Annotated in this window: 13 protein-coding genes; 7 read left to right on the forward strand and 6 right to left on the reverse strand. The window is 69.5% G+C overall.

All coding sequences use genetic code 11. The features are described from left to right. The first annotated feature begins 12 nt into the window (after nucleotides 1-12). From sbcB to ACQYVW_RS02440, 3 genes are read left to right on the forward strand one after another with little or no spacing between them, the layout of a single operon-like run. Complete coding sequence (gene sbcB, locus ACQYVW_RS02430; protein WP_434945927.1) at nucleotides 13-1,458, forward strand: exodeoxyribonuclease I; 1,446 nt, start codon at nucleotides 13-15, stop codon at nucleotides 1,456-1,458. Further along, a complete protein-coding gene (locus tag ACQYVW_RS02435; RefSeq protein WP_434945928.1) occupies nucleotides 1,455-2,141 on the forward strand; it encodes a DUF2461 domain-containing protein in 687 nt (228 codons plus the stop codon). Before sbcB ends, ACQYVW_RS02435 begins: the two co-directional genes overlap by 4 nt. Further along, on the forward strand, nucleotides 2,141-2,680 hold the full coding sequence (locus tag ACQYVW_RS02440; RefSeq protein WP_434945929.1) for a DUF2939 domain-containing protein: 540 nt from the start codon (nucleotides 2,141-2,143) through the stop codon (nucleotides 2,678-2,680). The genes ACQYVW_RS02435 and ACQYVW_RS02440 overlap by 1 nt, the downstream gene beginning before the upstream one ends. On the opposite strand, the gene ACQYVW_RS02445 is transcribed toward ACQYVW_RS02440, so the two are convergent. After that, entirely contained in the window at nucleotides 2,677-3,996 is a 1,320-nt protein-coding gene (locus ACQYVW_RS02445) for an acyltransferase family protein (protein ID WP_434945930.1), read from the reverse strand. The two genes, ACQYVW_RS02440 and ACQYVW_RS02445, sit on opposite strands and share 4 nt — an antisense overlap. A gap of 388 nt (nucleotides 3,997-4,384) precedes the next feature. Between ACQYVW_RS02445 and ACQYVW_RS02450 the strand changes: the two genes are divergently transcribed. Next, the gene (locus ACQYVW_RS02450) at nucleotides 4,385-4,969 is read left to right on the forward strand and encodes a hypothetical protein (RefSeq protein WP_434945931.1); all 585 of its coding nucleotides are present in this window, start codon (nucleotides 4,385-4,387) and stop codon (nucleotides 4,967-4,969) included. A 138-nt stretch (nucleotides 4,970-5,107) separates the two neighbouring features. Here the strand turns inward: ACQYVW_RS02450 and ACQYVW_RS02455 are convergent, their stop codons facing one another. The 4 genes from ACQYVW_RS02455 to ACQYVW_RS02470 all read right to left on the reverse strand — a co-directional run bounded on the left by ACQYVW_RS02455 (nucleotide 5,108) and on the right by ACQYVW_RS02470 (nucleotide 13,571). After that, nucleotides 5,108-6,022: a 5'-nucleotidase gene (locus ACQYVW_RS02455; protein WP_434945932.1), complete on the reverse strand. Its 915-nt coding sequence runs from the start codon at nucleotides 6,020-6,022 to the stop codon at nucleotides 5,108-5,110. 184 nt (nucleotides 6,023-6,206) lie between these two features. Beyond that, on the reverse strand, nucleotides 6,207-6,977 hold the full coding sequence (locus tag ACQYVW_RS02460; protein ID WP_434945933.1) for an NAD kinase: 771 nt from the start codon (nucleotides 6,975-6,977) through the stop codon (nucleotides 6,207-6,209). A 317-nt stretch (nucleotides 6,978-7,294) separates the two neighbouring features. Next, on the reverse strand, nucleotides 7,295-12,271 hold the full coding sequence (locus tag ACQYVW_RS02465; protein ID WP_434945934.1) for an NAD-glutamate dehydrogenase: 4,977 nt from the start codon (nucleotides 12,269-12,271) through the stop codon (nucleotides 7,295-7,297). A gap of 151 nt (nucleotides 12,272-12,422) precedes the next feature. After that, nucleotides 12,423-13,571: an acyl-CoA dehydrogenase family protein gene (locus tag ACQYVW_RS02470; RefSeq protein ID WP_434933266.1), complete on the reverse strand. Its 1,149-nt coding sequence runs from the start codon at nucleotides 13,569-13,571 to the stop codon at nucleotides 12,423-12,425. 184 nt (nucleotides 13,572-13,755) lie between these two features. Here ACQYVW_RS02470 and ACQYVW_RS02475 point away from each other — a divergent pair, with 184 nt between their 5' ends. From ACQYVW_RS02475 to metH, 3 genes are all read left to right on the forward strand, one after another. Beyond that, entirely contained in the window at nucleotides 13,756-14,685 is a 930-nt protein-coding gene (locus ACQYVW_RS02475; RefSeq protein ID WP_434933264.1) for an ArsR/SmtB family transcription factor, read from the forward strand. Nucleotides 14,686-14,702: 17 nt separating this feature from the next. Further along, nucleotides 14,703-15,779, forward strand: a complete 1,077-nt coding sequence (locus ACQYVW_RS02480) for a homocysteine S-methyltransferase family protein (RefSeq protein WP_434933263.1) — start codon at nucleotides 14,703-14,705, stop codon at nucleotides 15,777-15,779. A gap of 160 nt (nucleotides 15,780-15,939) precedes the next feature. Continuing rightward, nucleotides 15,940-18,627: a methionine synthase gene (metH, locus tag ACQYVW_RS02485; protein ID WP_434945935.1), complete on the forward strand. Its 2,688-nt coding sequence runs from the start codon at nucleotides 15,940-15,942 to the stop codon at nucleotides 18,625-18,627. A 218-nt stretch (nucleotides 18,628-18,845) separates the two neighbouring features. Here metH and ACQYVW_RS02490 read toward each other — a convergent pair whose 3' ends face one another. Continuing rightward, entirely contained in the window at nucleotides 18,846-19,697 is an 852-nt protein-coding gene (locus ACQYVW_RS02490) for an alpha/beta hydrolase (RefSeq protein WP_434945936.1), read from the reverse strand.

Here is a 19,697-nt window from a genome sequence, read left to right on the forward strand (position 1 = left end):
CTACAATGGGCCATGGGCAACAGTTTCCTGTTCTACGACCTCGAGACCTTCGGCGCCGATCCGCGCCGCACGCGGATCGCGCAGTTCGCGGCCGTCCGCACTGACGAGGACCTCAACGAGATCGAGGAACCGATCGATTTCCTGGTCCGTCCCGCCGACGACCTGCTGCCCTCGCCCGACGCCACCCTCGTCACCGGACTGCCGCCGCAGCGCGCCCTTGCCGAAGGCGTCCCGGAGGCTGAGGCCTTCGCCCGCATCTTCGAGGAGATGTCGCGGCCGCAGACCTGCACCCTGGGCTACAACTCGCTGCGCTTCGACGACGAGTTCGTGCGCTACGGCCTGTACCGCAACTTCCACGATCCCTACGAGCGCGAGTGGCGCGGCGGCAACTGCCGCTGGGACCTGCTGGACGTGCTGCGCCTGATGCACGCACTGCGACCGGACGGCATCGCCTGGCCGCAGCGCGACGACGGCAAGGGCACCTCGTTCAAGCTCGAACACCTGGCCGCCGCCAACGGCGTGCGCGTCGGCGACGCGCACGAGGCGCTGTCGGACGTGCGCGCCCTGATCGGCCTGGCGCGACGGTTCCGCGACGCCCAGCCGCGGCTGTGGGACTACGCGCTCAGGCTGCGCGACAGGCGACACGTCGCCACCCTGCTCGATACCGTGGCGATGGCGCCGGTGCTGCACGTCTCCCAGCGCTACCCCGCCACGCGGCTGTGCGCGGCCGCCGTCGCGCCGATCACGCGCCATCCGCGCATCGACAGCCGGGTGATCGTGTACGACCTGGACGCCGACCCGGACGTGCTGCTGCAGCTGGACGCGGACACCATCGCCGCGCGCCTGTACCTGCGCGCCGACCAGTTGCCCGAGGGCGCCGCGCGCATCCCGCTCAAGGAAGTGCATCTCAACCGGTGTCCCGCGATCGTGCGCTGGGACCACCTGCGCGACCAGGACTTCAGCCGCCTTTCGATCGATCCCGCCCTGGTGCAGGCTCGCACCGCGCGCCTGCGCGAGGCCGGGCCGGCGCTGGCGGAAAAGCTGCGCCGCGTCTATGCCCAGCAACGCGAGCAGCCCGCGGCCGATGCCGACGCCGCCCTCTACGACGGCTTCCTGCAGGACGCCGACAAGCGCCTGTTCGCCGAGGTGCGCGCCACGCTGCCCGAGGCGCTGGGCGCGCGTGCCTTCGGCTTCCGCGATCCGCGCATGCCCGAGCTGCTGTTCCGCTACCGCGCGCGCAACTGGCCCCATACGCTCGACGCTGGCGAGCGCCAGCGCTGGGACGAGTTCCGCCGGCGTCGCCTGGCCGACGGCAGTGCGCTGTCCGAACTCGGGTTCACGTCCTATTTCGCGCGTATCGCCACACTGCGCGGCGAACACGCCGGCGATGCCGCGCGCCTGGCCCTGCTCGACCGGCTCGAGGACTGGGGCCGACAACTCCACGCATCTCTCGCATGAGCAGCTATTTCACCGACAAGTCCCTGAAGTTCCTGCGCGCCCTGGCACGGCATAACGAGCGCGCCTGGTTTCTCGAACACAGGGACGAGTACGAGACCCACGTGCGCCAGCCCTTCCAGCGTCTGCTCGACGACCTGGTCGGCCCACTGGCGGAGGTCAGCCTGCATTTCCGCTCCGACTCGCGCAAGGTCGGCGGCTCGATGTTCCGCATCCAGCGCGACACGCGCTATGCGCACGACAAGGCGCCGTACAAGGAGTGGCAGGGTGCGCGCCTGTACCACGAGCGCTGCCGCCAGGTGCCGGCGCCCTCGTTCTACCTGCACCTGCAGCCGGGCGGCAGCTTCTTCGGCGGCGGCATCTGGCATCCGGATACGCCGGTGCAGCGGCAGATCCGCCAGTTCATCGTCGACAATCCCGGCGGCTGGAAGGCTGCGGCGCACGCGCCCGCGTTCCGGCGCCGCTTCGACCTGGACAACGACGAGATGCTGGTGCGTCCGCCGCGCGGTTTCCCCGGCGATTTCGAGTTCATCGACGACCTGCGCCATCGCAACTTCGTCGCCTGGCGCCCGATCGAGGACAGCGTGATGCTGGGGCCGCGCCTGCTCGGCATCCTGCGCAAGGACCTGCACGCGCTGGCTCCTTTCATGGATTATCTGTGCGCGGCCCTCGACCTGGAGTTCTGATGCGCAAGTGGACGGTTCTCGCCAGCCTGCTGCTGGCCGCGCTGCTGGCCTGGGTGGCGGCCGGACCCTGGATCACCATGCACGCCATCGGCAAGGCGGTGCGCGAGGAGAACGCAACCGCACTGGCCCGCCATATCGATTTTCCGCGGCTGCGGGCCAGCATCAGGGACCAGCTCGGCGACCGCATCGCGCGCAGCGTGGGGGCCGAGGCGCGCTCGGGATGGCTGGGTGCGCTGGGGACGACCATCGCCGGCGAACTTGCCGGCGGCGCCGTGGACCTGATGGTCACGCCCTACGGCCTGGGCGCGCTGATCGAGGGCCGGAAGGTCTGGAATCGCGCCACCGGCCTGCCGCCGGCCCGCACCGAGGCCGGTGCCGCCGCCCGTCCCGATCCCTGGCGCAATGCGCAGCGCCGCTACGAATCCACCTCGCGCTTCACGGCCACCGTCCACACCGACGACGGCCAACCGGTGGTATTCGTGCTGACCCGGGAGGGCTTGCGCTGGCGGCTGTCGGACATCCGGCTGCCCAGACCCTAGCGCGGCTGCGCGGCCGGGCATTCCCGGTCCAACGGCTCCGTGACGCGCACCTGTGAGGGTAGACCGTCCAGCGCTACGCTCCCACGTACGGCCTCGCCCCCCGGCTGCACCAGCGGATGCCGCCCGGAAACGAACCGGCCTTTCAACCGGTTGATGGGGGCCTCGAACAGGCGAAAACTCAGGTGGGCGACCAGGATGGCGAACAGCGTCTTGGCGACCAGCGACAGCAGTCCGAGCTGCGCAAGGTCCACGTCCATCAGCGCGAAGGCCTTGTTGAGCGCCACTTCCGCCGGACGCTGCAGGATATACAGCCCGTAGCAGATGCCGCCCAGCGACACCAGCCAGGGCATCCGCAGGACCGCGGCCACGCGCGTCCCCCGGTGGCGCAACGCCCAGGCGACGACGACGAAGAAGTAGAGCGCGAGGAAGCTGTAGCCGAGGATCCTGCAGAAGGCGCGGGTGCGGTCGAAGCCGTCGTTGACGAAGATGACGACCGCCGTGCAGGTCAGTGCCGCCAGCAGGATCGAGAGCCCGCGCGATGACAGCGCCACGCCGGACCTGGCCAGGATCGCGAGCCATACGCCGACGCTCAGGTTGTCCAGCCTGGCGATGGTCGACAGGTACTGGATGCGCTCGTTGTCCGGGAACGCGGCCAGCATCGCCAGCCGGAACAGCGGCGACAGCACCATGAAGCCGATCAGCACGCGTCTGAGCGTGGCCACGTCCAGCCAGCGCACCAGCAGCGGACACAGCAGGTAGAACTGTTCCTCGATGGAGATCGACCACAGCGGGGCCAGCAGATAGGCCGGCTCGGTGCCCGTGATCGATTCGCGGATGTTGCCGGCGAACAGCAGGTACCAGACCGGACTTCCCGACTCGCGCAGGAATTCGGTGTCCCGGTACTGCACATCGTGGAGCACGGTCTGCGCTAGCGGCACCGCGATGAAGAGCGCGAGCACGAGCGCGTAGTAGAGCGGGAATATGCGCAGCACCCGGCGCGCGTAGAAATTCCGGAAGTAGCGTTCGTCGTGACGCGTGTCCAGCAGGATGCCGCCGATCAGGAAGCCGCTGATCACGAAAAACAGATCCACGCCCACCCATCCCAGGTGGGCCACGGCCGACCATTCGCCGAGCAGACCACCGCCCTCTGGCCAGAAGTGATGGATCGTCACCATCAGGATCGCGATGCCGCGCAAGCCTTCCAGTTCGATGACCTTCCCGCGCCAGTCGATCGGCGCGTGCGGGCCGGACGCGAAGGCAACGATGGCCTCCCGCATCGGCCGAGTGGATTCCGCTGATCCGCGCAGCTGCGCCACTCCCGTCATCCCTGGGACGTCCGAGGAGGCTAACGGCAGGCCGTGCCGGAGGCGGACGCTCAGGGCCGGCGGCTTGAGAAAGGCCGGTATCGCCCCGGCTGCGTGCGCCCCGCCGACGGGCGGGGCGCTGCCCTGGCAAACCCGGCGACCACAGGCGCGTGTCGCCGGCCCTGCACGAACCCTCAACACGCCCCGCTGGCAGAATGCGCCGCACTGGCTTCGGCAAGCCGGCCGGCAGCCAGCCCCGCCACCGCTGGAGCCGCCATGCACCCGGCACGGACTCTTCCGCCCCGCAGTCCATCGGCCTGCCTTCGCGCGCGCCGCGCTGGCGGACGACATCGGTACGTGGGGGGCTGCACCGCCCGTCGGGGCACGGACGACGGCCGCGATGTCGATTGACCTCACCGGCCTGGGCCAGGGCAACGGCATGGACAGCCAGGAGGCATTGGGCTGGCTGCTCGCCTATCTCGGGCTGCTGGGCTGGATGTGTGCGGGCCTGCTCGACTTCCGCTGCCATCGGCGCACCGACCTGCCGCATACCTCGGGCCTGGTCGAATCGAGCCTGCACCTGCTGCAACTCGCCCTGGTCGGGGCCGCGATCGTGCTGGGCATGCTGTTCGAGTTCCACATGCCGGTGATCGCCACCATGACCGCACTGGTGGCCGTGCACGCCTGCGTGGGCTACCTCGACACGCGGCAGGCGTTCAGGCATCGCCCGATCCTCCCGTTCGAGCAGCACATCCACAGCGTGCTCGACATGGCGCCCTGGATCGGCCTGGGCCTGGTGATTGCCGCCACCTGGCCGGCTGCGGTCAGCACCGAATGGACGCTGGCCCTGCGCCAGCCAGGCCTTCCGGCCTGGGTCTGGCTGCTCGTCCTGGCACCGGCGGCGCTGCTGTGCGGCCTGCCCGCGGCGGCGGAATGGCGCGCCGCGTGGCTGGCGCGCCATGAACCGCCGCGCCGCGACGGTTGAACCCGGCGGCACGAGGACAGGCCCCGGGCGGATCCGGTGCGCCCGACCGGCCGGCCCCAGTCGCACGCCGCCTCGAAGTCCGGGGCGACGATCGCGCGCAGTGGCAGGCAGTCGGCCCCGCCGCAACCAGCTCCCGCGCTACAGGTTCGACACCCCGTGCGGCACATGCCCCGCCAGTACGTGCTGGCGCGCACTGTCGATGTTGTGCAGCGAGTCGTCGAAGAAGATGTCGGCGCCGAAGGCTTCGAGGAAGGGGCCCTTGGCGCGCCCCCCCAGGAACAGCGCCTCGTCCAGGCGCACGCCCCACTCGCGCAGGGTGCGGATCACACGCTCGTGCGCCGGCGCGGAGCGGGCGGTGACCAGCGCTGTCCGGATCGGGGAAGCCTCGCCCGCGGGAAATGCGGCCTGCAGATCGTGCAGGGCCGACAGGAACGCGCGGAACGGACCACCCGGCAGCGGCTCGCGCGCGCGCTCGATCTCGTGGCGATGGAAGGCGGCGATGCCGCCCTCGCGCGAGACCCGCTCGCCCTCGTCGTCGAAGATCACCGCATCGCCATCGAATGCGATCCGGATCTGCTCGCGGGCGGCCCGCCCGGGCTTGGGGCGCTCGGGCAGGATGCTGGCCGCCGCCACGCCGTTGGCCAGCGCCTGGCGCACCGAGTCGGGGTTGGCGGAAAGGAACAGGTGCGCGCCGAACGGCCGCACATAGGGCCAGGTCGGCTCGCCCGAGGTGAAGGTGGCGCGCGAGATCGCGAGCCGGTGATGCTGGATCGAGTTGAAGATGCGCAGGCCGGTATCGGCCGAGTTCCGCGACAGCAGGATCACCTCGACGCGCGGCGCCTCCGGGGGCGCGGCCTCGTTGAGCGCCAGCAGTTTGCGCACCAGCCCGAACGCGATGCCCGGCTCGAGCACGTCGTCCTCGCGCTCTCGCTGGAAATCGGCATAGCGTTCGATACCTTCGCGCTCGAACAGCGCATGGCTGTCCTCGAGGTCGAACAAGGCGCGCGAGGACACCGCGATGGTGAGGACGGCGACGGCTTCTTTACTGGACATGCACCGATTATGGCCCGAGGGGCGTCGCAGCGGCTGCGATGGCCGGTTCGCCTCGCGCGGCGGTTGCCGCGGGTCGCGGCAGGGACCCGCTACCTACCCATTCCGCCCGGTGGCGGTGAGGATCGCAAGCCCACGCTGGCACGTGGCTCGCGGATCCACGGCACCGGCACGACCGTCCCGGCGTTCAGGCCTCGAACTGCTCGCTGAGGATGCGTTCCTCGAGATTGTGCTCGGGGTCGAACAGCAGGCGCACCGTGCGCTCGCGCGATTCGCGGATCATCACTTCCACCACATCGCGCACCTCGTGCGAGTCGGCGGTCGCGCTGACCGGACGCTTGTAGGGGTCGAGCACGCGGAAGCGCACTTCGGTATCGGCCTTGAGCAGGGCGCCGCGCCAGCGGCGCGGTCGGAATGCGGCGATCGGCGTCAGCGCCACCACGTTGGCGCCCAGCGGCAGGATCGGGCCGTGCGCGGAATAGTTGTAGGCGGTGCTGCCGGCGGCGGTCGCCACCATGACCCCGTCGGCGATCAGTTCGTCCAGGCGCAGCTTGCCGTTGAGTTCGATCGACAGATGCGCGGCCTGGCGGGTCTGGCGCAGCAGCGAGACCTCGTTGTAGGCCAGCGAGCCGACCGTGGCGCCGGACTCGGTCTGCGCGATCATCTCGAGCGGATGCAGCACCGCCGGCTCGGCCGCCGCGATGCGCGCGAGCAAGCCGTCGGGGCGGAACTGGTTCATCAGGAAGCCGACGGTCCCCAGTTTCATGCCGAACACCGACTTGCCGAGACTGCCGTGGCGGTGCAGGGTCTGCAGCATGAAGCCGTCGCCGCCGAGCGCGCACAGCACGTCGGCCTCGTCTGGCTCGCACTGGCCGTGTTCGCCGACCAGCGTATCGAGCGCGGCACGCGCCTCCTCGGTCTGGCTGGCGAGAAAGGCGATGCGGGGCGTCGTGCTCATCGGCGGCTCCTGCGCGTGGGGCCTTGGAGGATAGCGCGACGGACCCGGAACGCGGGAACGGCCCGACCTTGGCGAAGCGACGCCTGGAGCACGGGAGGCCACAGGCATTGGCGGCCGGGATCGGAGACGAACGATGCGGGAGCCGCGAACCCGATGCGGACGACGCTCGCGCAACAGCCGGGGATCGCAAGGTCGATGTGGGGCCGGACGCAGGGGCGACCCGCCCCACTGCCAAGGCCGACATGTCGCGGACTGCGACATGCCGGCCCCTTCCTACCGGGATGACCGGCCGCGGCGACGGCCGCGGCCGGGTTGGCTCAGCCGCGCTGGGCCAGCTGGGAGAGGCGCTGGACGGCGACCGACACCGTGGGATAGTCCACGGTCTTCTGCGCGCCCAGTTCGGCCAGCATCGCCAGGGTGAAGCGCAGCGCCGGATCGTCGCGATCCAGCCAGTGGCGCACCTTGGCCTCGGCCGTGTTGCCGGGGCACTCGAGCACCTGGCCCACGATGATCCGCTGCTGCGCCGCCAGTTCCTCGCGCAGCACGCCGCGCGCCACGGCATGCCAGCGGCCATCCACTTCCAGCGCGTCGATCTGGCGGGTCAGCCACGGCACCCGCAGCGCTTCGCCGACGCGGAAGTGCAGCTTGGCCACGTCGATGGGCTTGCGCTTGCGCTCGGTGGCCAGCTCGATGATGTCGGCGCAAGGCTCCAGGTACGGCAGCGCGGCCAGCTGCCCGGCCAGGTCGGCCGGTACGCCCTTGCCGAGCCAGTCGGCCAGGCTGGCCTCGTACTCCGGGCGCATCGAGTCGGGGATGATGTTCTCGCCCGCGCGGATGTCACGGAAGCCGTTGTGGTACCGATCCACGGCGGTGGTGATGTCCGGGATCGCGCCCGGACGCGACAGCAGCCAGCGGGTGAACGAGCGCTGCAGGTTCCAGATCACCTGCAGGGCATCGATCTGCACCGATTCGGCGACCTTGCCGTCGAGCGCGTCGATGTCCAGCCACAGCGCACGGGCTTCGAGCGTCTCGCGGGTGATGGTGAAGGCCTTGGCGACCTCGCCGTAGCTGCGGCCGCTGTCTTCCTGCATGCGCAGCAGGAAGGTCGCGCCCATGCGGTTGATCATCGTATTGGTCACCGCCGTGGCGATGATCTCGCGCTTGAGCCGGTGCTGCTCCATCGCCCCTGCGTACTTCTTCTGCAGCGGCTGCGGGAAGTAGCGCTGCAGCTCCTTGGACAGGTACGGGTCTTCGGGTACGTCCGAGCGCAGCAGCTCGTCGAAGGCCACCAGCTTGGAATACGACAGCAGCACCGCCAGTTCCGGCCGGGTCAGGCCCTCGCCGCGGCTCTTGCGCTCGGCGATCTCGGCATCCGACGGCAGGTACTCGATCTGCCGGTCGAGCAGGCCCTGCTGCTCCAGCGTGCGGATGAAATGCTGCTTGGAACCGAGCCGCGACACGCTCATGCGCTCCATCAGGCTGATCGCCTGGTTCTGGCGGTAGTTGTCCCAGAGCACGAGCTGCGCGACTTCGTCGGTCATCGAGGCCAGCAGCTTGTTGCGCGCATCCATCTTGAGCTTGCCGTCGCGCACCTGGGCGTTGAGCAGGATCTTGATGTTGACCTCGTGGTCGGAGGTGTCCACGCCGGCGGAGTTGTCGATGAAGTCGGTATTGAGCAGCACGCCGTTGCGCGCGGCCTCGATGCGGCCGAGCTGGGTCATGCCCAGGTTGCCGCCCTCGCCCACCACGCGGCAGCGCAAGTCGCGGCCGTCGACGCGGATCGCGTTGTTGGCGCGGTCGCCGACATCGGAGTGCTGCTCAGTGCTGCCCTTGACGTAGGTGCCGATGCCGCCGTTCCACAGCAGGTCGACCGGCGCCCTGAGCACGGCCGACAGCAGCGCGTTCGGCGCCATCGAGGTGGTGCCCTCGGGCAGGCCCAGCGCCTCGCGCGCCTGCGGCGAGATCTCGATCGACTTGAGCGTGCGAGGGTAGACGCCGCCGCCCTTGGAGATCAGCTTCGCATCGTAATCGGCCCAGCTCGAGCGCGGCACCTTGAACAACCGCGCGCGCTCCTCGTACGAACGTGCCGCGTCGGGATTCGGATCGATGAACAGGTGACGGTGGTCGAACGCGGCCACCAGGCGGATGTGCTTCGACAGGAGCATGCCGTTGCCGAACACGTCGCCAGACATGTCGCCGATGCCGACGCAGGTGAAGTCCTGCGACTGCGAATCGTGGCCGAGCGCGCGGAAGTGGCGCTTCACCGACTCCCAGGCGCCGCGCGCGGTGATGCCCATGCCCTTGTGGTCGTAGCCCACCGAGCCGCCCGACGCGAAGGCGTCGTCCAGCCAGAAGCCGTAGTCGCGGGCAATGCCGTTGGCTGTATCGGAGAAGGTGGCCGTGCCCTTGTCGGCGGCGACGACCAGGTAGGGGTCGTCCTGGTCGTGGCGCACCACGTCGCGCGGCGGCACGATCGCGCCCTCGACGATGTTGTCGGTGATGTCCAGCATGCCGCTGATGAACAGCTTGTAGCAGGCCACGCCTTCGGCGAACTGGGCATCGCGGTCGCCGCCCGCGGGCGGGCGCTTGACGATGAACCCGCCCTTGGAACCGACCGGCACGATGACGGTGTTCTTCACCATCTGCGCCTTGACCAGGCCCAGCACCTCGGTGCGGAAGTCCTCGCGGCGGTCGGACCAGCGCAGTCCGCCACGGGCCACCGGACCGAAACGCAGGTGCGTGCCCTCGATGCGCGGCCCGTACACGAAGATCTCGCGATAGGGCTTGGGCTTGGGCAGCTCGGGCACGTTGGCCGGATCGAACTTGAAGGCGATCGTTTCCTTGTAGCCGCCATCGGCGGTGCGCTGGAAATAGCTGGTGCGCAGGGTGGCATCGATCACGCCCATGAAACTGCGCAGGATGCGGTCCTCGTCCAGGCTGGAGACGTTGTCCAGCAGCGCCTTCAGCGCGCGGCGCACGGCGTCGGCCCGGCTGTCGCGATCCAGCCGACGCGCATCGACCACCGGCTGCAGGATGGCGCGCAGCGCGTCATCGCCGCCCACCAGCACCCGCAACTGCGCAGCCAGGCGCTCGGCGCCGGACGCCGCGGCGGCCGCATCCGGGTCGAAACGCGCCTCGAACAGCTCCACCAGCAGGCGCGCGATCAGCGGATTGCGCGCGAACGTATCCTCGACGTAGCTCTGCGAGAACGGCACGCCCACCTGCAGCAGGTACTTGGCGTAGGCGCGCAGCAGCGCCACCTGGCGCCAATCCAGCGACGCGCCCAGCACCAGCCGGTTCAGCCCGTCGTTCTCGGCGTCGCCGCGCCACAGCCGCGCGAAGGCCTCGGTGAAATCGGCGCCCGCCTCCTCCACATCGAGTCCCGCCACGCCGGCTTCGACTTCGAAGTCCTGGATGTACAGGGCTGCGTCGTCGAGCTCGAGCCGGTAGGGATGCTCGGTCACCACGCGCAGGCCCAGGTTCTCCATCATCGGCAACGCGTCGGACAGGGCGATGTCGCCGCCGCTGCGGTAGAGCTTGAAGCGCAGCGCGGTCTCGCCGGCGACCGGCGCCGGCAACTGCTGCAGGCTCAGTTCCAGATCGCTGCCCGTGGCGAGCGCGGCCAGGCGTTCGACATCGCGTGCGGCGATCGCTGGCGTCGCGCTCTCGATATAGCCGGCCGGCAGCAGGCGGCCGTAGCGGCTCGCCAGGGCCAGGCCCTGCTCCTCGCCGTGGCGGACGACCAGCGCGTCGCGCAGGTCGTCCTGCCAGTTGCGCACGATCACCGCCAGCTCGCGCTCCAGCAATGCCTGGTCCACTTCGACCTGCTGCCCACCGCGCGGCCGCACGATCAGGTGCACCTGGGCCAGCGGCGACTCGCCGATCGCCACGTTGGCGTCCACGTGGTCGGCATGCAGCACGCGGCGCAACATCGCCTCCACCCGGCGGCGCACTTCGGTGCTGAAGCGGTCGCGCGGAATGTAGACCAGCACCGAATAGAAGCGGCCGTACCGGTCGCGGCGCAGGAACAGGCGGCTGCGCACGCGCTCCTGCAGGCCCAGGACGCCGGTGGCCAGGCGGTAGAGTTCGTCTTCCGAACACTGGAACAGCTCGTCGCGGGGCAGCGTCTCCAGGATGTGCTTGAGCGCCTTGCCGCTGTGTCCGGTCGGCTTCAGGCCCGACGCGCTCATCACGTGTTCGTAGCGCTCGCGCACCAGCGGGATGTCCCAGGGACGGCGGTTGTAGGCGCCCGAGGTGTACAGGCCGAGGAAGCGCTGCTCCGACACGGCCCGGCCCTGGTCGTCGAAACCGAGCACGCCGATGTAGTCCATGTAACCCGGGCGGTGCACGGTCGAACGCGCATTGGTCTTGGTCAGCACCAGCACCTCGCCATCGCCGGCGGCGCTGATGTTGTGCGCGGCCAGCGACTTCAGCGGGCGCCCCTTGCCCTGGCCGCCGCGCAGCAGCCCCAGGCCGCTGCCTTCCACCGGCACCAGCAGTTCCTCGCCTCCCTTGCGCTGGAGCTGGTACTCGCGATAGCCGAAGAAGGTGAAATGATCGCTTGCCGCCCAGCGGAGGAACTCCTGTGCTTCGGCGCGCTCGGCATCGCCCACCGGGAGGGGCCGGTCGGCCAGTTCGGTGGCGACCTGCCGCATCCTGTCGCGCATCTCCGCCCAGTCCCCGACGATGGCACGCACGTCCTCCAGCACGCGGTTCACGCTGGCCTCGATCGCGGCCATGCCGTCGGCGCTCTGGCGGTCGATCTCCAGATGCATCACCGACTCGGTTTCGCCCTCGCCCACGCCGGTCAAGCGCCCGGCCTTGTCGCGCGCGATCTGGATCACCGGGTGGCCGAGCACGTGTACACCCACGCCGGCCTCGGCCAGGGCCATGGTCACCGAGTCGACCAGGAACGGCATGTCGTCGTTGACGATCTGCAGCACCGTGCGCGGAGATTCCCAGCCGTGGCTCTCGCGGGCCGGGTTGAACAGGCGCACCAGCGCCGTGCCGGGCTTGCGCCTGTGCGCGAAGCCCAGCAGGTCGTCGGCCAGCGCGGCCCAGCCCTCGGCATCGTGCACGGGCAGCTCATCTTCGGTCATGCGCCGGTAGAAGGCACCGGCGAAGGCGCTGGCGCTCTCGCTGCCGCCCTTGCCGCCGCGTCGGCGGATCGCCGCGAAGATCGGTTCCAGCACGTCGGCCGGGCGCTCCTGCGCACGCGTCGCGCGTGCGCCGGGCGAGGCCTGGCGGCCTGCACGTTTGCCTGCGGGGGTCTTGCCGGGTTTTGCGGGTGTCATGACGGACGGGCTCCGGATGGAGTAAGGCCCGCGTTCTCACGCGGGCCGGGGCGGTTGGCGGGCACCGCGAGGGTCCCGCCGCAAAGGTTCGCAATGGCCGCGCCGACGGCTCCGGCGCGTGGTTCTGGATCGGGGATCGGCACGATCGCCCTCAGCGCAGCCCGGTCTCGGCACGCGCGATCACCAGGCGCTGGATCTCGCTGGTGCCTTCGTAGATCTCGGTGATCTTGGCGTCGCGGAAATAGCGCTCGATCGGCATTTCCTTCGAATAGCCCATGCCGCCATGGATCTGCACGGCCTGGTGGGCGATCCACATCGCGTTCTCCGAGGCGGTGAGCTTGGCGATCGCCGCCTCGGCCGAGAACTTCTTTCCCTGGCCCTTGAGCCAGGCCGCCCGCAGCGTCAGCAGCCAGGCCGCGTCGAGCTTGCACTTCATGTCGGCGATCTTGGCCTGGGTCATCTGGAACGTCCCGATCGCGGCGCCGAAGGCCTTGCGCTCCTTGACGTAGGCGATGGTGGCCTCATAGGCGGCGCGGGCGATGCCGATCGCCTGCGAGGCGATGCCGATGCGGCCGGCATCGAGCACGCCCATGGCGATCTTGAAGCCCTCGCCCTCCTGGCCGAGCACCTCGTCGGCCTGGACCACATAGTCGTTGAACTCGATCTCGCAGGTGGCAGAGGCGCGGATCCCGAGCTTGGGCTCGGTCTTGCCGCGGCCGAAGCCCTCGCGCGCGGTGTCGATCAGGAAGGCGGTGATGCCTCGCGCGCCCTTCTCAGCATCGGTCATGGCGAACAGCACGATGTACTTCGCCACCGGCCCGGAGGTGATCCAGCTCTTCTTGCCATTGACCACGTAGCTGCCGTCGGCCTGCTTCACCGCGCGGCAGCGCATGGCGGTCGCGTCGGAGCCGGACTGCGGCTCGGTCAGCGCGAACGCGCCGATCTCCGCCCCTTCCGCGATCGCGCGCACGTACTTCTGCTTCTGCGCCTCCGTGCCGTGGGTGAGGATGCCGTTGCAGAACAGCGAGTTGTTGACCGACATGATGGTGGAATGCGCGGCGTCGGCGGCGGCGACCTCGACCATGGCCAGCACGTAGGCCACCGGATCCATGCCCGCGCCACCGTACTCTGCCGGCACCTCGATCCCCATCAGCCCGTTCTCGCCGAGGGTTCGGATGTTCTCCAGCGGAAATTCGCCGGTGCGGTCGTGGTGTTCGGCGCTGGGCGCGATCTTTTCCTGGGCGATGCGGCGGGCGACGTCCTGCAGCATCAACTGTTCTTCGTTGAAACCGAACTCCACGGCAGCCTCACAACGTTTCGGGAGAAACCTTAATTGTAGCCCGGCGCGCGCGGCAAACCCTATCGTTTTCGTTGCATCGACCATGCGCAAATCGGCCTACCCCGCGCCGGTCAGAACCCGCGCGAGGTTGACGGGTACCGATCCCGCTTCCAGAATATCTCTATATCGAGATACGGAGATATTTATGGACCTCGAGGCTTGGTCCTCGCGGCTGAAGGTACTGGCCGACCCCACCCGGGTACGCCTGCTCGCCCTGCTCGAGGGCGAGGAGCTGACCGTGGCCGAACTCTCCGCCATCACCCGGCTTGCGCAACCGCGCGTGTCCACCCATCTGGCCAAGCTGAAGGAGGCCGGGCTGGTGCGCGACCGGCGCGCCGGGGTCTCCGCCTACTACCGTTTCGACGACGAGTCGCTCGAGGCGCCGCAGCGGGCACTGTGGCAGGCACTGTCGACGGGCACCGACGACCCGCTGCTGCGCCAGGATGCCGAACGCGTGGCCGGCGTGCTGGCGATGCGCGCGGCCGACCAGAACTGGGCCGATTCCGTGGCCGGGGACATGGAACGGCATTACTCGCCGGGCCGCACCTGGGAAGCGCTGGCGCGCAGCGCGCTGCCGCTGCTGGAGACAGGCGACGTGCTCGACATCGCTTCCGGCGACGGGGTGCTGGCCGAACTGCTCGCCCCGCACGCACACCGCTACGTCTGCGTGGACAGCAGCCGCCGCGTGGTGGCCGCCGCGGCCGAGCGCCTGCGCCGGTTCCGCAACGTCGAGGTGATGGAGGGCGACATGCATGCCCTGCCCTTCGCCACGGCCGAGTTCGACCTGGTCGTGCTCATGCATGCCCTCACCTACGCCGACAAGCCGGCGCAGGCGGTGGCCGATGCCGCCCGCGTGCTGCGCCCGGGGGGCCGCCTGCTGCTGTCGAGCCTGGCCCGGCACGAGCACCAGAACGTGGTCCAGGCCTACGGCCACGCCAACCTCGGTTTCAGCGAGAAGGATCTGCGCCGCTTCGTCGCGCGGGCCGGCCTGGAACTGCTCAATGCCGAGACCGTCACCCGCGAGAAACGGCCGCCGCACTTCGAAGTGATCTCGATGATCGCCCGCAAGCCCTGAGCCTTCCGGAGGTTCCCATGCACGCCCTGCCCTGGCTCCACCCCGACCGCGTCGCCCTGCTCGAGGCCGCGCTGCGCGAACGCATCCTGATCATCGACGGCGCGATGGGGACCATGATCCAGCGCCACGGCCTGGAAGAGCCGGATTACCGCGGCGAGCGGTTCGCCGGCGGTTTCGACAGCACCCGCGAGGCGCCGCCTGCCGGTGGCCACGACCTGAAGGGCAACAACGACCTGCTGCTGCTCACCCGCCCCGACATCATCGCCGGCATCCACACCGCCTACCTGGAGGCCGGTGCGGACCTGGTGGAAACCAACACCTTCAACGCCACCTCGGTGAGCCAGGCCGATTACCGCCTGGAGCACCTGGTGCGCGAGCTCAACCTCGAAGGTGCGCGTGTCGCCCGCGCCTGCTGCGACGCGGTGGCCGCCCGCACCGGGCGCCCCCGCTTCGTCATCGGCGTGCTCGGGCCCACCAGCCGCACCGCTTCGATCAGCCCCGACGTCAACGACCCGGGCTTCCGCAACACGAGTTTCGACGAACTGCGCAGCACCTACCGCGAGGCCATCGACGGCCTGATCGACGGCGGCGCCGATACGCTGATGGTCGAAACCATCTTCGACACGCTCAACGCCAAGGCTGCGCTCTACGCGATCGAGGAAGCGTTCGACGATCGCGGCGCACGGCTGCCGGTGATGATCTCGGGCACGATCACCGACGCCTCGGGCCGCACGCTGTCGGGGCAGACGGCCGAAGCGTTCTACGCCTCGGTTGCGCACGGCCGGCCGCTTTCGGTGGGCCTGAACTGCGCGCTCGGCGCCAGGGATCTGCGCCCGCACGTGGAAACACTGGCGAACGTGGCCGACTGCCATGTCAGCGCGCATCCGAACGCCGGGCTGCCCAACGCCTTCGGCGGCTACGACGAAGCGCCGGAGGAAACCGCCGCGATCCTGCGCGAGTTCGCCGAAGCCGGCCTGCTGAACCTGGTGGGCGGCTGCTGCGGCACCACCCCCGACCATATCCGCGCGATCGCAGACGCCGTGGCCGGCCTTCCGCCGCGGACGCTGCGCACCACGGCGGCGCTCGCGGCGTGACGGCAGGTCGTGGAAGTACCCGCCACCGCGTGTGGCGGCCGACCCACTGGTCGGCCGCAGACGTGACTGGACCGCAACCGACGGGCCGGCAAGCCCTGACATATTCGAATGGCCCCACTCGCACCGGCCCGCGCCCGTGGGTGGCCAAGGACGTCCTGCGATGAACGACACGCCCCGCTACACCCGTCTCTCCGGCCTCGAACCGCTGGTCATTACCCCCGACCTGCTGTTCGTCAACGTCGGCGAACGCACCAATGTCACCGGCAGCGCGCAGTTCCGCAAGCTGATCAAGGAAGGCCGCTACGAGGAAGCGGTTGACGTCGCGCGCCAGCAGGTCGCCAGCGGCGCGCAGATCCTCGACGTGAACATGGACGAAGGCCTGATCGACTCCGAGGCGGCGATGACGCGCTACCTCAACCTGATCATGTCCGAGCCCGACATCGCCCGGATCCCGGTGATGGTCGACTCCTCCAAGTGGAGCGTGATCGAAGCCGGCCTGAAGTGTCTGCAGGGCAAGAGCGTGGTCAACTCGATCTCGCTCAAGGAAGGCGAGGAGGCCTTCGTCGAGCAGGCGCGCAAGGTGCTGCGCTATGGCGCCGCCGCGGTGGTCATGGCCTTCGACGAACAGGGCCAGGCCGACACCTGCGCGCGCAAGGTCGAGATCTGCACCCGCGCCTACCGCATCCTGGTCGACCAGGTCGGCTTTCCGCCCGAAGACATCATCTTCGATCCCAACATCTTCGCCATCGCCACCGGCATCGAGGAACACGACAACTACGCGGTCGACTTCATCGAGGCCACCCGCATCATCCGGAGCACCCTGCCCCACTGCCATGTCTCGGGCGGGGTTTCCAATGTCTCGTTCTCGTTCCGCGGCAACGAGACCGTGCGCCAGGCCATCCATTCGGTGTTCCTGTACCACGCCATCCAGGCGGGCATGGACATGGGCATCGTCAACGCCGGCGCGATGCCGATCTACGACGACCTCGACCCTGAACTGCGCGAGCGCGTGGAGGACGTGGTCCTCAATCGCCGCGCCGACGGCACCGAGCGCCTGCTGGAGATCGCCGAGCGCTACAAGGGCAGCAAGGGCCAGGCGAAGGTCGAAGACCTGGCCTGGCGCGAGCGACCGGTGCGCGAGCGCCTGGCCCATGCGCTGGTGCACGGCATCGACGCCTGGGCCGAGCAGGACACCGAAGAGGCGCGCCAACAGTCCCCGCGCCCGCTGGACGTGATCGAAGGCCCGCTGATGGACGGCATGAACATCGTCGGCGACCTGTTCGGCGCCGGCAAGATGTTCCTGCCGCAGGTGGTGAAATCCGCCCGCGTGATGAAGAAGGCGGTCGCCTACCTGCTGCCGTTCATCGAGGCGGAGAAGCTGCGTACCGGCGACACCGGCAAGAACAACGGCAAGATCGTGATGGCCACGGTCAAGGGCGACGTGCACGACATCGGCAAGAACATCGTCGGCGTGGTGCTGGCCTGCAACAACTTCGAGGTGGTCGATCTCGGGGTCATGGTGCCGGCGCAGAAGATCATCGATACCGCCATCGCCGAGAATGCCGACCTGATCGGGGTGTCCGGGCTGATCACGCCGTCTCTGGAGGAAATGAGCCACGTCGCGCGCGAGATGCAGCGCCAGGGCCTGGCGATCCCGCTGATGATCGGCGGCGCGACCACCTCGCGCGCGCATACCGCGCTCAAGATCGACCCCTTCTACAAGTCGCCGACGATCTGGGTGAAGGACGCTTCGCGCGCGGTCGGGGTCGCCCAGTCGCTGGTCTCCGCCGAACTGCGCGGCCCCTTCGTGGCGGCCAACGAATCGGACTACGCCGAGATCCGCGAGCGCCACCGCAACCGCGGCGACGCCAAAAGACTGGTGGCCCTGGACAAGGCGCGCGCCCAGCGCTTCGACGGCGGCTGGGCGGAATACACACCGCCGGCGCCGAAGCAGCCGGGCCTGCACGTGTTCGAGGACTACCCGCTGGAGGAACTGGTGGCCTGCCTGGACTGGACGCCGTTCTTCCAGGCCTGGGAACTTGCGGGCAAGTTCCCGGCGATCCTCGAGGACGAGATCGTCGGCCGCCAGGCCAGCGAACTGTACCGCGATGCGCGCGCGATGCTCGAGCGGATCATCCGCGAGAAGTGGCTGACCGCCAGGGGCGTGTTCGGCCTCTGGCCGGCCAACAGCGTGGGCGACGACGTCCTCCTGCGCCACGATGACGGCGAGGCCATGCTCCACTTCCTGCGCCAGCAGGTGGACAAGCCGGTCGAGCGGCCGGACTTCTGCCTCGCCGATTTCATCGCCCCGGCCGACAGCGGCGTGCAGGACTGGATGGGCCTGTTCGCCGTCACCGCCGGGATCGGGATCGAACCGCACCTGGAACGATTCCAGGCCGACCACGACGACTACAACGCGATCCTGCTCAAGGCGCTCGCCGACCGCCTGGCCGAAGCCTTCGCCGAGCGCCTGCACCAGCGCGTGCGCAAGGAGTTCTGGGGCTTCGATGCCGACGAATCGCTCGACAACGAGGCCTTGATCGCCGAGCGTTACCGCGGCATCCGGCCGGCGCCCGGCTATCCGGCCTGCCCCGAGCACAGCGAGAAGGCGACGCTGTTCCGCCTGCTGGACGCCGAGCGCAACGCCGGCATGCGCCTGACCGAGAGCTTCGCGATGCTGCCCACCGCGGCGGTATCGGGCTACTACTTCAGCCATCCGCGCAGCCAGTACTTCGTGGTCGGCCGCGTGTCCAAGGAGCAGGCGCAGGACTACGCGAAGCGCAAGGGCGTGGACCTCGCGCAGGTGGAGCGCTGGCTCGCCTCCAACCTAGACTACGATCCGGAGTAGCCGCAACCGCCGGGGCGTCGCGCACGCGTTCACGGCTTTCGCGTGTCGGGACCGGGCGGCGTGGCGGGCGTCCAACCTCGATGACGACCCGGATGGGCCGCGGCGGGGCGACGCCATGCCATGCGACTCATCCTTCGCACCAGATCATGCGGCTCGAGCGCGATGTTCCGGAGCGAACGGCTGCGACCGGCAGGCGAGCCTGGCACCGCAGCCGACCCTCAGGCCGCGTCGGCGCGGCTCGCATCCATGGCTGCGATCATCGACTGCACCGCGCGCGCCGTTTCCCGCGGGCGCTCCATCGGGAACAGGTGGCTGCCCTCCAGCCACGCGATCCGCCCGCGCGTGGCCGTGCGGGTGGCATGCAGGCCCACCTGCCGCACCTCCCGCGAACCGGTACCGCCGATGAAACCGATCGGCGCGGCCGTGGCCTGCGCGGCAGCCACGACGGTCATCGTCGGCAGGCTGCGGTAGATCGCAAGCTCGATGTCGCGATCGAAGGCAAGCACGCGGCCGCCGTCTTCCGAGGCCCGCGTGCCGTACTCGGCATAGCGGCGCAGCGTGCGCGGGTCCCAGCGCGCGAACGCGGCGCGCGCCGCGAAATGCGCATGCACGGCCTCGACGTCGGGCCAGGTCATGCGGCGCCTGCGCGTCTGCCGGATCGGCATCATGTAACGGTCGAAGCCGAGCTGACGTCCATAGCGCACCAGTCGCGCACTGAAGCCGCCGATCAAAGGCGAATCGAGCAGCACGACGCCGGCGACGCGCTCGCCCAGGACAGCGGCCGCCAGCACACTGACATAGCCGCCCAGGGAATGCCCCACCAGCCAGAGCCGCTGATCGGGCGCGACCCGCGCCTGCACATGATCGACAAGCTGCCGCGTCAGCCCCGGCCATCGTGGTGCGACCGGATACCCGGGCGCATGTCCGAAGCGGTCGACCGCGGAAACCTCGAAGCCCGGGCGCCAGGCGTCGAACAGTTCACCGTAGACCGGACCGGGAAAACCGTTCGCGTGGGAGAACACCAGGTGCCCGCGCCCAGCGTGCTCCGCTTCGTGGACCGGGGCCGCCAT

This window comes from Luteimonas campi (genome assembly GCF_051162505.1).
GTDB lineage: Bacteria > Pseudomonadota > Gammaproteobacteria > Xanthomonadales > Xanthomonadaceae > Luteimonas.

Coding starts and splice junctions, on each gene's coding strand:
- sbcB (WP_434945927.1), top strand. CDS start 13: ATGGGCAACAGTTTCCTGTTCTACGACCTCGAGACCTTCGGCGCCGAT.
- ACQYVW_RS02435 (WP_434945928.1), top strand. CDS start 1,455: ATGAGCAGCTATTTCACCGACAAGTCCCTGAAGTTCCTGCGCGCCCTG.
- ACQYVW_RS02440 (WP_434945929.1), top strand. CDS start 2,141: ATGCGCAAGTGGACGGTTCTCGCCAGCCTGCTGCTGGCCGCGCTGCTG.
- ACQYVW_RS02450 (WP_434945931.1), top strand. CDS start 4,385: ATGTCGATTGACCTCACCGGCCTGGGCCAGGGCAACGGCATGGACAGC.
- ACQYVW_RS02455 (WP_434945932.1), bottom strand. CDS start 6,022: ATGTCCAGTAAAGAAGCCGTCGCCGTCCTCACCATCGCGGTGTCCTCG.
- ACQYVW_RS02460 (WP_434945933.1), bottom strand. CDS start 6,977: ATGAGCACGACGCCCCGCATCGCCTTTCTCGCCAGCCAGACCGAGGAG.
- ACQYVW_RS02465 (WP_434945934.1), bottom strand. CDS start 12,271: ATGACACCCGCAAAACCCGGCAAGACCCCCGCAGGCAAACGTGCAGGC.
- ACQYVW_RS02475 (WP_434933264.1), top strand. CDS start 13,756: ATGGACCTCGAGGCTTGGTCCTCGCGGCTGAAGGTACTGGCCGACCCC.
- ACQYVW_RS02480 (WP_434933263.1), top strand. CDS start 14,703: ATGCACGCCCTGCCCTGGCTCCACCCCGACCGCGTCGCCCTGCTCGAG.
- metH (WP_434945935.1), top strand. CDS start 15,940: ATGAACGACACGCCCCGCTACACCCGTCTCTCCGGCCTCGAACCGCTG.
- ACQYVW_RS02490 (WP_434945936.1), bottom strand. CDS start 19,697: ATGGCGGCCCCGGTCCACGAAGCGGAGCACGCTGGGCGCGGGCACCTG.